Source organism: Nocardia takedensis NBRC 100417 (genome assembly GCF_000308695.1).
GTDB classification, from domain to species: domain Bacteria; phylum Actinomycetota; class Actinomycetes; order Mycobacteriales; family Mycobacteriaceae; genus Nocardia; species Nocardia takedensis.
This window is the reverse complement of sequence record NZ_BAGG01000109.1, coordinates 1-14825: the sequence shown is the minus strand read 5'-3', so window position 1 is coordinate 14825 and position 14825 is coordinate 1. Positions and strand designations below refer to the sequence as shown.

Here is a 14825-nt window from a genome sequence, read left to right as displayed (position 1 = left end):
TCAGCTCTACAGGGTCCCTACATCGGGAATGAGGTAACCCATGGGCACTCCACGTCCGGCTGATTCGCACCGCAGCACCCTGCGGCCCGCCCTGGTCCTGTTCAGCGGCGCCGTCTGCGCCGCGGTGGCGGGCGCCGCGCCCGCGGTCGCCGACGACCGTCCGCCTGGGCCCGCGCCGCTCACCTTCGCCGACGCGGCCGGTCCCGGCGTCGTCCTGCCTTTCGAGGTCCCGGCGCAGTTCCGGCCCGAGGCGCTGGGCGACACCGTCACCCGGATGGTGACCGACGCGTTCGGCCTGCCCCCCGCGCCGCCCGCCCTCGCACCGACGCCGGCGTTCGAACCCGCGCCCACCGAGGACTTCGCCGCGGCGGGCCCGCTCGTCGCGCCCGCCGCCGACACCCCGCCCGCGCCCCAGGCCGAACAGATCGTCGTCGGCAGCATCGAGATGGACCGCCCCGGCATCGTGACCCCCGAGCAGGCGGCCCAGATCAACTCCGGCGCGGGCGAGGTCGAGGACGGGCTGTCCGACATCCTCGACAGCCAGGGCATGGATCCCGCGCGCTCCGACGAGGTCGCCGCGCAGGTCGTCGGTGACACGGTGCTGGGCGCGGCCATCGGCGGCGTGGTGGTCGCCCCGGTCGCCGCCGCGGTCGGCGCGGTCGTCGGCGGCGTCGTCGGATTCGTCTTCGGCATCCCGTTCCTGCCCACCGGCTTGGTCGTCGGTCCGATGGTCGGCGCGGCGACGGTCGCCGCGTTGGTCGCCGCACCGGCCGTCGTCGCCGGCGCGGTCATCGGGGCGGGCGTGGGCGCGGTGAACGGGATGAACGCCCCGCTCGACCCGCCGCCGGTCGCCGGCTGAGTCGCTGGTTCCTCAGGCGGGCGCGTCGCACAGGCCGACCGCGGTGATCCCGTACGCCGCGGTCAGGTAGGCCGAGAACCGCGCCCGATCCTCGGAATCGAGCGCGCCCTGGGTCACCGAGACCGCTACCTGACGCGCGCCGTCGGGGGAGTGGTAGACCTCGGTGTGGAAGCCGGGGATATCGCCGCTGTGCCCGATCCCCGAACAGCCCGCGGCGTCGGACAACCGCACCAGACCGAGTCCGTAGGCGCGGTCGACGCCGAACCTGGAACTCGTCGGCCGGAACTCGGTCATCCGCGCCAGGAGGGCGCGCGGGAGCAGACGGCCGGTCAGCAACGCGTCGAGGAAGACCTCCAGATCGGCCGTGGTGGACAGGATCTCGCCCGCCGCCCAGGCCATCGACGGGTTCAGCGCCGTGACGTCGACCGGTATCGGGACACCCAGTGCGGACACGCCCAGGTAGCCGTGCGCGTGCGGTGGCGGGATCTCCGGTGACGTGCCGGGCAGCGAGGTGTCCGCCAATCCGAGCGGGCGCAGAATCCGTTCCTCGACCTGCCGGGCGTACGGCGTGCCCGTGATCTGTTCGATCAGCAGGCCGGCGAGCAGATAGTTGGTGTTCGAGTAGTGCCACCGGGCGCCCGGTTCGAACCAGGCGGGCTGCGCGAGGGCGAAACGCACCAGGTCCTCGGGTCGGTAGGTGCGGCCGGGGTCGAGCGTGAGCGCGGACGGGGAGGGCTGACCGTCCGGTCCGGCTTCGCCCGCGTAACCGCGCAAGCCGCTGGTGTGGCCGAGGATCATCCCGACGGTGACGCGCTCGTCGAGATCGAAGCGCGGCAGGTACCCGACGACGGAATCGTCCGGTCCGACCCGGCCTTCTGCCACCAGTTGCAGCAGGACCGTCGCGACGAAGGTCTTGGTGACGCTGCCCGCGCGGAACACGCCGTCGGTCGGAACCGGTTCGGCGCTCGCCCAGCGGGCCGACCCGGCCGCGCCCACCCATTCGCCCCACGGGCCGCGCACCCGCACCTGGACCCCGCTCGCCCCGGCGGCGACCACCGCGTCCATCGCCCGCCGCAACGCCGCGGGGTCGGGGCCCGCGTCGGCTCGCGCGTCGGGTGCCGCCGACCCGGCGGCGGCCGAGCCCAGGACCAGCGCGGCGGTCACGCAGACGACCGCGAGGCGGTGCGACAGGACCATCCGCCCATTGTCCCCGCCCGGCCCGGCGATCTTGTGCTTTACACGTGTAATTACTAGCGTCAACCTCGTCGTGGAGGTCGCCGACGCCCCCCGTCGCGCCGGGGACGACGGCCGCGACGACGACGTGGAAGAAGGAGAATCGCGCATGTCCGACACCGATCGCCCGCTGCACGGCAAGGTGGCCCTGGTCACCGGGGCCGCCCGCGGTCAGGGCCGCGCCCACGCCCAGCGGTTGGCCCGCGACGGAGCCGACGTGGTCGTGCTCGACATCTGCGCACCGGTCTCCGACACCGTCGCCTATCCGGCGCCGACCGCCGACGACCTGGCCGAGACGGCGAAACTGGTCGAGGCCGAAGGCCGACAGGCGCTGGCCCGTGAGGTCGACATCCGCGATCTGGCCGCGCTCGAGGCCGTCGTCGCCGAGACCGTGGCGCGCTTCGGCCGCCTCGACGTCGTGGTGGCCAACGCGGGCGTCCTCAGCTGGGGACGGCTGTTCGAGATGTCGGCCGAGCAGTGGGACACCGTCGTGGAGGTGAACCTCAACGGCACGTGGCGCACCATCCGGGCCGCGGTGCCCGCGATGATCGAGGCGGGCAACGGCGGATCGGTCGTGATCGTCAGTTCTTCGGCGGGGCTCAAGGCGACGCCGGGCAACGGCCACTACTCGGCCTCCAAACACGGTCTGGTCGCGCTCACCAACTCCTTGGCCCTCGAGGTCGGCGAATTCGGCATCCGGGTCAATTCCATCCACCCGTATTCGGTGGACACCCCGATGATCGATCCCGAGGCGATGATGAAGCTGTTCGGGGAATTCCCCACCTTCCTGCACAGTTTCCCGCCGGTGCCCTACCGTCCGGTCACCGCGGACGGCACCGACGGCCGCGGCGGTTTCATGCCGCCCGAGCACGTCTCCGACATCGTCGCGTGGCTGGCGGGCCCGGGGTCGGGATCGACCACCGGCAATCAGATCGCCGTGGACGGCGGGGCGCTCAAGTACTGACCCCGCCGAACGGCGGCCCGCACCCTCGCCCAGCCGAATGACCACCAAACTGTGACTTGAGTCACAGTTTGGTGGAGTTATGTCATGTCGGCTCTGAATTTTTCCCTATGCTTTGCGAAGTCTTTACCCTTGGAGTCGACCTGTTCGCGCAGGTCGCGCTGCACGGGAGGTCCGCCTTCGCGCACCGCTCGCTTTCGATGCCAGTACATGTTCCACCGATGCACCGGGCTCCGACCCGGCGAAGGAGAAATATGTCCACAGACACCGATTTCGCATTCCGGACCGCGTGCCCGCGGACTCGCGCGCTCTCCGGCCTTTCCGGTCGCCGCGCGCTACCCCTTGTGCCGCAGCGCTTTTCGGCGGCCGTGACCGAATCGTCCGGGTGTGCCCGAAATGTCCGCACCGACGGCACAATTCGGGCGCGATGTGGTGACGACCACACAAAGCCCCTGGTATGGCGCAGCGCACTCCACGGTCTGTTCTCAGGTTTTGCTAAGTCTTTACCAATACTCTCGATCGGGTTTACATCTCGGCCCGTCGCCGTGTCGGGACCTGCTTCACCGCGAGATGCCGGTTCGCGGTCAATTGCCCTGCTGGACAAGTCGATCGTCAACCGATCTCGGCGCCGTGCCGCCGCGAGCGACCCGCTCGCGGCCAGTGCCGCCGGGTCGGCGAAGGAGTAACTCATGGCTGTCGAGAACGATCTCGCCCCGCCGCCGTCAGCGCCGCCGAGCCGTGCCCCCGGGGCACGATCCGATCGACTGACATCCGTGCTGCGCCACGATCTGCCCGCCTCGATCGTGGTCTTCCTGGTCGCGCTGCCGCTGTCCCTCGGCATCGCGGTCGCCTCCGGCGCGCCCGTCGCCGCCGGACTGATCGCCGCCGTGATCGGCGGCATCGTCGCGGGCACCCTCGGGGGGGCCACCCTGCAGGTCAGCGGCCCCGCCGCCGGCCTCACGGTCGTCGTCGCCGAATCCATCAACCAGTTCGGTTGGCGCGTCACCTGCTTCATCGTCGTCGCCGCGGGCGTCCTGCAGATCCTGTTCGGCCTGAGCCGCATCGCCCGCGCCGCGCTGGCCGTCGCGCCGGTGGTCGTGCACGCGATGCTGGCGGGCATCGGCGTCACCATCGCCCTGCAACAGATCCACGTGCTGCTCGGCGGCTCCTCGCGCAGTTCGGCCTGGAACAACCTCACCGAACTGCCCAACCAACTGATGTCGCTGCACGGCGGCGACGCCCTGGTCGGCGCGGTCGTCATCGCGATCATGCTCGGCTGGCGCTACGTCCCCGCCAAGGTGCGGGCCGTCCCCGGGCCGCTGGTGGCGGTGCTCGCGGGCACGCTGCTGGCGATGGTGCTGCCCACCGAGGTCGAACGCCTGGTGCTCAGCGGCTCACTGTTCGACGCGCTGGCCCTGCCGCAGATCCCCGACGGCGGCTGGTCCTCGGTCGCGGTCATGGTGCTGACCATCGCGCTCATCGCCAGCGTCGAGAGCCTGCTCTCGGCGGTGGCCGTCGACAAGATGCACAACGGCCCGCGCACCCAGTTCGACCGCGAACTCATCGGCCAGGGCTCGGCCAACGTGCTCTCCGGCCTGGTCGGCGGCCTGCCGGTGACCGGCGTCATCGTGCGCAGCGCCACCAACGTCACCGCGGGCGCGCGCAGTCGCGCCTCGGCGATCATGCACGGCGTGTGGATTCTCCTGTTCTCCGTGGCGCTGGTCGGTGTGGTCGAACAGATCCCCAAAGCCGCGCTGGCGGGCCTGCTCATCGTCATCGGCATCCAGTTGGTGAAACTGGCCCACATCCGCATGGCCCGGCGCACCGGCGACCTGCTGGTCTACGCCGCCACCATCCTCGGCGTGGTCTTCCTCAACCTGCTCGAGGGCGTCGTCATCGGACTCGTGCTGGCCTTCGGCCTGCTGCTGTGGCGGGTCGTGCGCGTCGCGATCGTGGCCAAGCAGATCCCGGCCTCGCAGCGCTGGCTGATCACCATCGACGGCTCGTGCACCTTCCTCGCGCTGCCGAAACTGTCCGCGGAATTCGCCAAGGTCCCCGCCGACGCCGACGTCACCGTGGAGATGACGGTCGACTTCCTCGACCACGCCGCCTTCGAGGCCATCGAGGAATGGGTGCGCCAGCAGGAGCACAACGGCGGCAGCGTCGAATTCGTCGAGATCGGCAGCGCCCGGATGGCCGACGCCACCCAGGGGCCGCCCTCGCGCGGCTTCGGGCGCGCGATGTTCGACGACATCCTCGGGCCGTGGCGGCGCGAGGACCGGCACCCCGACCCGCTCGCGGCGGGCGTGGCGGCCTACCACCGCAGCCACGCCCACGTGGTGCGCCCGCACCTGGACGAACTGCGCGACAAACAGGACCCGGACTCGTTCTTCCTGACCTGCGCCGACTCGCGGGTGGTGCCCAACGTCATCACCAACAGCGGCCCCGGCGACCTGTTCACCGTCCGCAACGTCGGCAACCTGGTGCCCACCGAGGGCGACGCCTCCGTCGAGGCCGCGCTGCTGTTCGCGCTGCAGGAGTTGAACGTGCGCTCGATCGTGGTGTGCGGACACTCCTCGTGCGGGGCCATGGCGGCGCTGCATTGCGGGGCCGAGGCCGACCCGGGGATCAGCGCCTGGCTGGCGCACGCCGCACCGAGCCTGGACGCGTTCCGCTCGGGTCACCCGGTGGCCGTGGCCGCCGAAGCGGCGGGCTTCGGCGAGGTAGACCAACTCGGCATGGTCAACGTCGCGCTCCAATTGCAGACCCTGCACCGGCATCCGGCGGTCCGCGCGGCCGTCGCCGAACGCGGGGTGACGGTGTCGGGTCTGTTCTTCGACATCGCCAGCGCACGGGTCATCGAGGTCACCGTGGACGGTCTTGCCCACATCGAGGACGGCGCGCCCGCGCCCGCCGCCGAACTGGTCTGACCGCCGACATCGCGCGCCCGCCCCGGCTCACCGCGAGCCGGGGCGGGCGCGTCGTCCGTAGGCTGGCTGGGTGAGCACCGAGCTGGATCCGCCCTCGACGGGCGCCGCCGACCGTCTGCGCGCCTTCCGCGCCTCGATCGCGGCCCGGCCTACGCTGAACCTCGCCTACCGGATCGGGGTCGCGCTCCTGGGTATCGCGGTGCTGATCGTCGGCATCGCCGCGATTCCCTATCCCGGACCGGGATGGGCGATCGTCTTCGCCGGGCTCGGCATCCTCGCCACCGAATTCGACTGGGCCCGCCGGGTCCTGGGGTGGCTGCGCGACCGCTACCGGCAGGGCATGGACTGGTACACCGCCCGGGGGCCGGTCCTGCGCGTCACCGCGGCGCTGGCCACCTTCCTGCTGGTGGTGGTGACGCTGTGGATCCTGGGCACCTTCGGTTGGATCGGCGGCTGGATCGGAGTGGAATCGGAATGGCTACGCAGTCCCCTCGCGCGATGAGCGTGGTCCCCGGCGACCTGCTCACCCGACCGGAGTGGCTGAGCGCGCGCATCACCGAGATGGGCGTGTCCTGGGGGACCACGACACCGCGCATCGCGGGCACGCTGTGGTGGTGCATGGTGGCCTCGGCCTTGGTCGAACATCTCGCGGCGGCCTACGTCGCGGGCGAGCGGCCCCCGTGTCCGAGCCTGGACGCGCTGCGCTGCGAGGTGCGGCCCGACGGCGGCGTCGAGCGGGTGCACCTGCCCGCCGCCGACCCTGAGAACCCCGATCCGGCGCGCACCCTGCACGACACCCTCACCGCGGTGATCGACCCGGTCGCGGCCGTGTCCGGGGCCGGTGTCGCGGCGCTGTGGGCGATCGTCGCCGACGCCATCGGCAACCGCGCGCTCGACGCGGGCGACGCCGAGGCGGGCCTGCGCCTGGCCGAGGACGTCGGCGGCCGACTCCCGACGCCGCGATTCGTCGAGGTCGGCGGGCGCACCTTCGTCCGACGCGTCTCCTGCTGCCTGGTGTTCGAGGTGCCGGGATGCCGGATGTGCACCAGTTGCCCGAAGCGGCCCGCCGCGGAACGCACCGCCATGCTGGCGGACTCGGCCGCCCGCAAGTGAGCCGACCGGCGGCGAACCGGGGCGCGTGAACGGCGGGGGAACTGCCGGTGGCCGCCCCGCCGACCCCGTACGGCGTGAGTCCCTGTCGCGGCGGGACGGTTAGCATGGTCGCGCCGGAGCGAACAGCCGCCCCGGTGATGACGCGCGCGGGACGGACCCGCCCACGAGTACGCCAAGGAGAGCGCCGACGTGACCACCTCAGCCGCCCAGAACCCCGCCGCCCTCGTCCGGGTGCAGGCCGGGACGACGGCCGGCGCCGCGGTGCGGGAGGCGGGGTTGGCGACGAAGGGTCCGCAGACCGTCGTGGTGGTGCGCGACGCCGAAGGCGCGCTGCGCGACCTGTCCTGGACCCCCGAGGTCGACGTGGAGGTCGAGGCGGTCGCCGCCGACACCGAGGACGGGCGCAGCGTGATCCGGCATTCGGCCGCCCACGTGCTGGCCCAGGCCGTGCAGCAGGAGTTCCCCGACGCGGTGCTCGGCATCGGCCCGCCGATCAAGGACGGCTTCTACTACGACTTCCGCGTCCAACGGCCCTTCACCCCCGAGGATCTGGCGAAGCTGGAATCGCGGATGAAGAAGATCGTCAAAGGCGCGCAGCGCTTCTCGCGGCGCGTGGTCGAAGTCGAGGACGCGCGGGTCGAATTGGCGAAGGAGCCGTTCAAACTCGAGTTGATCGGCGACAAGTCCGGCATCGACGACCCGGAGGTCATGGAGGTCGGCGGCAAAGAGCTGACCATCTACGACAACCTCGATCCCCGCACCGGCGAACGGATCTGGAGCGATCTGTGCCGCGGCCCGCACATCCCCACCACCAAATTCATTCCGGCCTTCAAACTGACCCGCAGTTCGGCCGCCTACTGGCGCGGTGACCAGGACCGCGAGGATCTCCAGCGCATCTACGGCACCGCCTGGGAATCCCCGGAGGCGATGGAGGAGTACCTGCACCTGCTCGCCGAGGCCGAACGGCGCGACCACCGCAAACTGGGCCTGGAACTGGACCTGTTCAGCTTCCCCGACGAGCTGGGCTCGGGCCTGCCGGTGTTCCACCCCAAGGGCGGCATCATCCGCAAGGAACTCGAGGAGTACTCGCGGCGGCGGCACGTGGCGGCGGGCTACGAATTCGTCAACACCCCGCACGTCACCAAAGGACACCTGTTCGAGGTCTCCGGTCACCTGGACTGGTACCGCGACGGCATGTTCCCGCCCATGCAGTTGGACGCCGAACTCAACGAGGACGGCACCGTCCGCAAGCCCGGCCAGGACTACTACGTCAAGCCGATGAACTGCCCGATGCACAACCTGATCTTCCGGGCGCGCGGGCGGTCCTACCGGGAGTTGCCGCTGCGGCTGTTCGAGTTCGGGTCGGTGTACCGCTACGAGAAGTCCGGCGTGGTGCACGGCCTGACCCGCGTGCGCGGCATGACCCAGGACGACGCCCACATCTACTGCACCAAAGAGCAGATGCACGGCGAGCTGACCACCACGCTGCAATTCGTGCTGGACCTGCTCGAGGATTACGGCCTGGAGGACTTCTACCTGGAGTTGTCGACCAAGGACCCGAAGAAGTTCGTCGGCTCCGACGAGATCTGGGAGGAGGCCACCGAGACCTTGTCGAAGGTGGCCTCGGCCTCCGGTCTGGACCTGGTGCCCGATCCGGGCGGCGCGGCCTTCTACGGGCCGAAGATCTCGGTGCAGGCCAAGGACGCGCTGGGGCGCACTTGGCAGATGTCGACCATCCAACTCGATTTCAACCTGCCCGAGCGCTTCGACCTCCAGTACACCGCCTCCGACGGCACCAAGCAACGGCCGGTGATGATCCACCGCGCGCTGTTCGGCTCCATCGAACGCTTCTTCGGCGTGCTCACCGAGCACTACGCGGGCGCGTTCCCGGCGTGGCTCTCGCCGGTGCAGGTGGTCGGCATCCCGGTCGCGGAAGCCTTCGCCCCGCACCTGGACCAGGTGATCGACCTGTTGCGCGAGCAGGGCGTGCGCGCCCAGGTCGACCGCAGCGACGACCGGATGCAGAAGAAGATCTTCAACAACACCGCGCAGAAGGTGCCGTTCATGCTGCTCGCGGGCGAGCGCGACGTGAACGCGGGCGCGGTCAGCTTCCGCTTCCGCGACGGCACCCAGGTGAACTCGGTGCCGGTGGCGGACGCGGTCGCCACCATCGTGGCCTGGATCGGCAACCGGGAGAACGCGTCGCCGACGGCGGAGGGATTCGAGATCGTGTCGGCGGAGCGGATATGAGCGAGCAGACCGCGCCCGAGGGCGCGAGCATCATCGACCGCGGCGCGGGCGAACCGGACCGGCTGCAACGGTTGTGGACCCCGCACCGGATGTCCTACATCGCCGAGGCGGCCACCGCCAAGTCCGCCGACGCGGGAAATTCCACGGGGCACCCGTTCACCGACATCCCCCGGATGTCGGACGAGGACGGCCTGATCGTCGCGCGCGGCGAACTGGTCTACGCGGTGCTGAACCTGTACCCGTACAACCCCGGGCACATGATGGTGGTCCCGTACCGGGTGGTGGCCAACCTCGAGGACCTCACCGAGGCCGAGAGCGCCGAACTGATGGCCTTCACCCAGCGCGCCATCCGGGTGATGAAATCGGTGTCGCGCCCGCACGGCTTCAACGTGGGCCTGAACCTGGGCAAGGTGGCGGGCGGGTCGCTGGCCGACCACCTGCACCAGCACATCGTGCCGCGCTGGGGCGGCGACGCGAACTTCATCACCGTCATCGGCGGGGCCAAGGTCATGCCGCAACTGCTCCGGGAGACGCGGGCGCTGCTCGCGCAGGCCTGGAAGGAAACGGAATGAACGTGACGGCGGCACCGCGGTGTTGAGCTTCTTCGGTCGGGAGACGTTCGCCAAGGCCACCGCGCCGCTGGGGCGGGCCCTGGTCAAGACCGGGCTCACGCCCGACGCGGTGACCCTCGTCGGCACCGCGGCCTCCATCGCGGCCGCGGTCACGCTCTTCCCGACCGGTCACCTGTTCTGGGGAACGATGGTGATCTGGCTGTTCGTCATGTTCGACATGCTCGACGGCGCGATGGCCCGCGCGCGCGGCGGCGGCACCCGCTACGGCGCGGTGCTCGACGCCACCTGCGACCGGGTGGCCGACGGCGCGATCTTCGGCGGGCTGGCCTGGTGGGCGGTCTACCACGAGAACAACCGCTGGCTGTTCGTCGCGACGCTGGTCGTGCTGGTGACCTCGCAGGTCATCTCCTACGCCAAGGCCAAGGCCGAGGCGAGCGGGTTGTCCGCCGACGGCGGTCTCATCGAACGGCCAGACCGTTTGGTGATCGTGCTGGTCGGGGCCGGGTTCACCGGAATCGGCGGCTACTGGGGCATCGAATGGCTGACCTGGGCCGTGCACGTGGCCATGTGGGTGCTCGCGGTGCTGAGCATCGTCACGGTGTTGCAGCGGGTGCTGGCGGTCCGCAATTCGCCCGGCGCGCGCGAGGTGATCCCGTCGGTCTCGGGGCAGGCCCGCTCGGGCAACGCGGGGCAGCCGTCGTGAGTGCGCTCGGCCGCGGCGCGCGGGAAGGATTCGGGGGATGAGCGGAATCGGATCGGCGCTGACGGATCGGGCCTACGCCGCGGGCTGGCGGGTGGTCCGGGCGCTGCCGGAGCGAACGGCGCGCCGACTGTTCGACTTCGGGGCCGACCGTTCCGCGCGCGGCGGCGGCCCCGCCCAGTTGCGCCGCAATCTGGCCCGGGTCCTCGGCACCACGCCCGAGGGCGTCCCGGACGAACTGATCCGCGCGAGCATGCGCTCCTACGCGCGCTACTGGCGCGAGGCGTTCCGGTTGCCGTCGATGGACCACACCGCGATCGACCACCCTGTCGGCGGGCTCGAACATCTCGACGCCGCGCTGGCGCGGGGCAAGGGTGTCCTGCTGGTCCTGCCGCATTCGGGGAACTGGGACATGGCGGGCGTGTGGCTGGTGCAGCACTACCGGAGCTTCTCGACCGTGATGGAACGGCTGCAGCCGGAGTCGCTGTTCGACCGGTTCGTCGCCTACCGGGAGAGTCTCGGGTTCGAGGTGTTCCCCTTGACCGGCGGTGCGGAGCCACCGTTCCCGCAGTTGGCGGCCCGGCTTCGGGACAACGGCATCGTGTGTCTGCTCGGCGAACGCGACCTGACGGGGCGCGGTGTGCCGGTCACCTTCTTCGGTGAGCGGACCTGGATGCCCGCGGGCGCGGCGAAACTGGCCGTCGAGACGGGCGCGGCGCTGCTGCCGGTGCACGGCTGGTTCGAGACCGACGCGGACGGTCGTGAGGACTGGGGCCTGAAGGTCGAGCCCGCCGTCGACGTCTCCGACGGCGTCGAGGCGGCCACCCAGCGACTCGCCGACCGTTTCGCGGCGAACATCGCCGAGCACCCCCGGGACTGGCACATGCTGCAACCGCTGTGGGAGGACGATCTCTCACCCGAGCGGCGCGAACGGATCGCGGCGGCGCGGCGACGGTCCGAGGCCGGATCACCGGTCGGCGGCGAGGAAGGGACGCCGTGAAGATCGGCATGGTCTGCCCGTACTCCTTCGACGTCCCCGGCGGCGTGCAGGCCCACGTGGTCGAACTGGCCAGGGTGTTCCTCGAGCGCGGGCACCGGGTCAGCGTGCTGGCCCCGGCCTCGGAGGGCACCCCGCTGCCGGAGTTCGTGGTCTCCGCGGGCCGTGCGGTGGCGATCCCGTACAACGGCTCGGTCGCGCGGTTGTCCTTCGGACCCATGGCCTACACCAGGATTCGGCGCTGGATCGAGGGCAACGACTTCGACGTCCTGCACATCCACGAGCCCAACGCGCCGAGCCTGTCGATGCTGGCGCTGAAGATCGCCGAGGGCCCGATCGTGGCCACCTTCCACACCTCCACGACGAAATCGTTGGTGCTCAGCACCTTCCAGGGCGTGTTGCGGCCGTACCACGAGAAGATCAGCGGCCGGATCGCGGTGTCGGAACTGGCGCGGCGCTGGCAGGTCGAGGCGCTCGGCTCGGACGCGGTGGAGATCCCCAACGGCGTCGACGTCGCCGCGTTCGCGCGCGCGCCGATGCTGCCGGGCTATCCGCGTCCCGGCCGGACCGTGCTGTTCCTGGGCCGCTACGACGAACCGCGCAAGGGGATGTCGGTGCTGCTGGGCGCGCTGCCGGAACTGGTGCGCCGCCACCGCGATCTCGAGGTGTTGATCGTCGGGCGCGGCGACGAGGAGCGGTTGCGTCGCGAGGCGGGCGAGCTGGCCGGTCATCTGCGGTTCCTCGGACAGGTCTCCGACGAGGAGAAGGCCGCCGCGATGCGCAGCGCCGACGTCTACGTCGCGCCGAATCTGGGCGGCGAGAGTTTCGGCATCATCCTCATCGAGGCCATGGCCGCGGCCACCCCGGTGGTGGCCAGTGAACTCGACGCCTTCCGCCGGGTGCTGCGCGACGGGACGGCGGGCGTTCTGGTCCCGGTGGGGGATTCGGCCGCGCTGGCCGAGGCCGTGCACAGCGTGCTGGTCGACGAGCACCGGCGGACGCAGTTGGTGCGCACCGCCACCCAGGTGGTCGGCGAATACGACTGGCCGGTGGTGGCCGAGCAGATCCTGCGGGTCTACGAGACGGTCACCGTCGGCGATGTCCGGGTGCGTGCGGCCGGATGATCACCTTCTCCGCGACAACGGTCCTGGTCCTGGCCCTGGTGGCCGCGGTGATCCTCGCCGTCGGCCTGTGGGCCTATTCGACGGCCAACCGGCTCGACCGGTTGCACGTGCGCTCCGATCATTCCTGGCAGGCGCTCGAAGGCGCGCTGGCGCGGCGCGCGGTGGTCGCGCGCGCGGTCGCGATGGCGATCGCCGGTCCGGTGTCGGACCCGGCAGCGGCCGAGCACGCGCGTCGGCTGGCGGCGTTGGCGGACCGGGCCGAACGGGCCGACCGGGCGCACCGCGAGACCGTCGAGAACCAACTGTCGGTGGCGCTGTCGGCGGTCGACATCGCGGCGCTGCGACCGCAACTGGTGGCCGAACTGGCCGACGCGGAGGCCCGGGTGCTGATCGCCCGGCGCTTCCACAACGACGCGGTGCGCGACACGCTGGCGTTGCGCACCCAGCGTCCGGTGCGGGTGCTGCACCTGGGCGGAACCGCGCCGCTGCCCACCTATTTCGAGATCACCGAGCGGGTGACGCCCGCCGCGGGCACCGGTCTGGTCGTGGACACCACCCGGACCTCGGCGCGGGTGGTGTTGCTCGACGAACGCGACCGGGTGCTGTTGATGCGCGGACGCGACCCCCGCACGCCGGAGGTGTCGTTCTGGTTCACCATCGGCGGCGGCGTCGATCCGGGGGAGACCTTGCGGCAGGCGGCGGTGCGCGAACTCTGGGAGGAGACGGGGCACTCCGCCGATCCCGCCGCGTTGCGCGGTCCGCTGTGGCGGCGGGTGGCGATGTTCCCGTTCGACGGCGAGTTGATCCGCGCGGAGGAACTGTTCTTCGTGCTGCGGGTGGCCTGCTTCGAGCCCGAGCCGGGCAATATGACCGCGGTGGAGCGCCGATCGATCACCGGGCACCGCTGGTGCGCGGCGGCCGACATCCCGGCGCTGGACGGGGCGGGGGAGACCGTCTACCCCTATCACCTCGACGAGTTGCTGCCCGAGGCCGTCGCGGCCGTGTCCGGCGCGGTCGAACCCGAGGTCCGCTCGATCCGGTGACCGTCGCCACTGTGTGAGGTGCTTCACATTCGTGTCGGGTTCGGGACTGGATGGGAGTCGCGAGGGTACGCCTGGGGGCAGGATGTACCCGGATTGTCCGGTGTCGACGCTCCCGATGGCCGGGGCGGTCCCTGACGTGTGGAGGTTGCCGATGTCCTACCTGCTGTTCGATTTCCTGCTGCCCATCCTGGGCCCTTCGGCGGCGCAGTACTGGGCGCAACTGCTGGTCGTCGCCCCGCTCTGAGGCACCCGGCGAATTCCGGGCGACCGGGTGGCCCGCGAGAGTGAGACATCTCGCACGGCCGCCCGGGCGACGCCCGCCCCCGGTCGGGCTCTCGCACGGCGACACCACGGGAAAATCGGCCGAAGCAGCCGCTTCTCCCCGCGACACGCCGATCCGACCAGACCAGTGGTCCGCAACTGGCTATCAAGTGGCATTTCCGGCGCGCCTAGAATTGGGGCGATTTCCCACCGCGCGATCCGATTGGCGCCCATGACCCAGGAGTTAGCCGTGACCACCCCCGAAACCACCACCACCGTCGGCACCGCCCGCGTCAAGCGCGGCATGGCCGAAATGCTCAAGGGTGGGGTGATCATGGACGTCGTCACCCCCGACCAGGCCAAGATCGCCGAGGACGCGGGCGCCGTCGCGGTGATGGCCCTCGAGCGGGTCCCCGCCGACATCCGCGCCCAGGGCGGCGTGTCCCGGATGAGCGATCCGGACATGATCGACGGCATCATCGCCGCGGTGTCCATCCCCGTGATGGCCAAGGCCCGCATCGGCCACTTCGTGGAGGCGCAGATCCTCCAGAGCCTCGGCGTCGACTACGTCGACGAGTCCGAGGTGCTCACCCCGGCCGACTACGCCAACCACATCGACAAGTGGAACTTCACTGTTCCCTTCGTCTGCGGCGCCACCAATCTGGGCGAGGCGCTGCGCCGGATCACCGAGGGCGCGGCCATGATCCGCTCCAAGGGCGAGGCGGGCACCGGCGACGTCTCCAACGCCACCACCCACATGCGCAAGATCCGTCAGGAGATCC

13 protein-coding genes are annotated in these 14825 nt (G+C 70.8%); 12 read left to right on the top strand and 1 reads right to left on the bottom strand.

From position 1 onward, the window contains the following. Positions 1 to 40: 40 nt before the first annotated feature. Positions 41 to 859, top strand: coding sequence for a hypothetical protein (locus tag ON30_RS23325; RefSeq protein ID WP_051029837.1), 819 nt, complete (start codon positions 41 to 43; stop codon positions 857 to 859). Positions 860 to 871: 12 nt separating this feature from the next. On the opposite strand, the gene ON30_RS23320 is transcribed toward ON30_RS23325, so the two are convergent. Continuing rightward, positions 872 to 2056: a serine hydrolase domain-containing protein gene (locus ON30_RS23320; RefSeq protein WP_063719932.1), complete on the bottom strand. Its 1185-nt coding sequence runs from the start codon at positions 2054 to 2056 to the stop codon at positions 872 to 874. 145 nt (positions 2057 to 2201) lie between these two features. Here ON30_RS23320 and ON30_RS23315 point away from each other — a divergent pair, with 145 nt between their 5' ends. The 11 genes from ON30_RS23315 to ON30_RS23265 all read left to right on the top strand — a co-directional run. Next, positions 2202 to 3056: a mycofactocin-coupled SDR family oxidoreductase gene (locus tag ON30_RS23315; protein WP_040710194.1), complete on the top strand. Its 855-nt coding sequence runs from the start codon at positions 2202 to 2204 to the stop codon at positions 3054 to 3056. Positions 3057 to 3742: 686 nt separating this feature from the next. Further along, positions 3743 to 5983: a solute carrier family 23 protein gene (locus tag ON30_RS23310; RefSeq protein ID WP_040710148.1), complete on the top strand. Its 2241-nt coding sequence runs from the start codon at positions 3743 to 3745 to the stop codon at positions 5981 to 5983. A gap of 70 nt (positions 5984 to 6053) precedes the next feature. Continuing rightward, positions 6054 to 6485, top strand: a complete 432-nt coding sequence (locus tag ON30_RS23305; RefSeq protein WP_040710146.1) for a TIGR02611 family protein — start codon at positions 6054 to 6056, stop codon at positions 6483 to 6485. Next, entirely contained in the window at positions 6482 to 7096 is a 615-nt protein-coding gene (locus tag ON30_RS23300) for a (2Fe-2S)-binding protein (protein ID WP_040710144.1), read from the top strand. The genes ON30_RS23305 and ON30_RS23300 overlap by 4 nt, the downstream gene beginning before the upstream one ends. 189 nt (positions 7097 to 7285) lie before the next feature. Beyond that, positions 7286 to 9346 carry a threonine--tRNA ligase gene (gene thrS / locus ON30_RS23295; protein WP_040710142.1) on the top strand — a complete coding sequence of 687 codons (2061 nt, stop codon included), beginning with the start codon at positions 7286 to 7288 and terminating at the stop codon, positions 9344 to 9346. Then, positions 9343 to 9918 (top strand): ATP adenylyltransferase, encoded by a 576-nt coding sequence (locus tag ON30_RS23290; RefSeq protein WP_040710140.1) that lies wholly within the window; start codon positions 9343 to 9345, stop codon positions 9916 to 9918. The genes thrS and ON30_RS23290 overlap by 4 nt, the downstream gene beginning before the upstream one ends. Positions 9919 to 9937: 19 nt before the next feature. Further along, positions 9938 to 10621, top strand: a complete 684-nt coding sequence (gene pgsA, locus ON30_RS23285) for a phosphatidylinositol phosphate synthase (RefSeq protein WP_040710138.1) — start codon at positions 9938 to 9940, stop codon at positions 10619 to 10621. A 37-nt stretch (positions 10622 to 10658) separates the two neighbouring features. Next, on the top strand, positions 10659 to 11618 hold the full coding sequence (locus tag ON30_RS23280) for a phosphatidylinositol mannoside acyltransferase (RefSeq protein WP_040710136.1): 960 nt from the start codon (positions 10659 to 10661) through the stop codon (positions 11616 to 11618). Beyond that, a complete protein-coding gene (locus ON30_RS23275) occupies positions 11615 to 12739 on the top strand; it encodes a glycosyltransferase family 4 protein (RefSeq protein ID WP_040710134.1) in 1125 nt (374 codons plus the stop codon). Before ON30_RS23280 ends, ON30_RS23275 begins: the two co-directional genes overlap by 4 nt. Then, on the top strand, positions 12739 to 13782 hold the full coding sequence (locus tag ON30_RS23270) for an NUDIX hydrolase (protein WP_040710192.1): 1044 nt from the start codon (positions 12739 to 12741) through the stop codon (positions 13780 to 13782). Before ON30_RS23275 ends, ON30_RS23270 begins: the two co-directional genes overlap by 1 nt. Positions 13783 to 14275: 493 nt before the next feature. Beyond that, a partial coding sequence (locus ON30_RS23265; RefSeq protein ID WP_040710190.1) for a pyridoxal biosynthesis lyase PdxS occupies positions 14276 to 14825 on the top strand: 550 nt, incomplete at its 3' end.